The following is a 380-nucleotide window of genomic DNA, read 5'->3' on the forward strand; positions in this document are numbered from 1 at the left end:
TGCGCGAAGAGGACGCACTCCGCGAAGAGCTCGTCCCGCGCCTCCTTCCCGCGGCAGCGCGGACACGTCCCCGAGTTCCACGCCTCGTCGAAGCCCGCGTGGAAGTACGGTCCCGGGAAGATCCCGCAGAGCTCGGCGACGTAGGCCGAGAGGAACTCCCGTGTCTTCGGATTGGAGAGGCAGAACGTGTTGCGTCCCGAGCCGAGGCGGATGTTGTCACCGCCGTCCTCCAGATACTCGTCGCACCCGGGATGCATGAAGAACTGCTCCGCGTGTCCGAGCAGGGAGACGACCGGCACGACGGTCATGCCCTTCTCCTTCGCGTGCGCGACGAGTCCGGACATCTGCGCGGCCGTGTAGCGCTCGCCCTCCGGAAGCGA

The 380-nt window shown here is 67.4% G+C and carries 1 protein-coding gene; it reads right to left on the reverse strand.

Annotated elements, in window-relative coordinates; genetic code table 11:
• On the reverse strand, positions 1-380 hold a 380-nt coding region (locus D7Y04_RS43815; RefSeq protein WP_147477409.1), incomplete at both ends, for a family 20 glycosylhydrolase.

The sequence above is a fragment of the Corallococcus sp. AB038B genome, from assembly GCF_003668955.1.
GTDB classification, from domain to species: domain Bacteria; phylum Myxococcota; class Myxococcia; order Myxococcales; family Myxococcaceae; genus Corallococcus; species Corallococcus exiguus.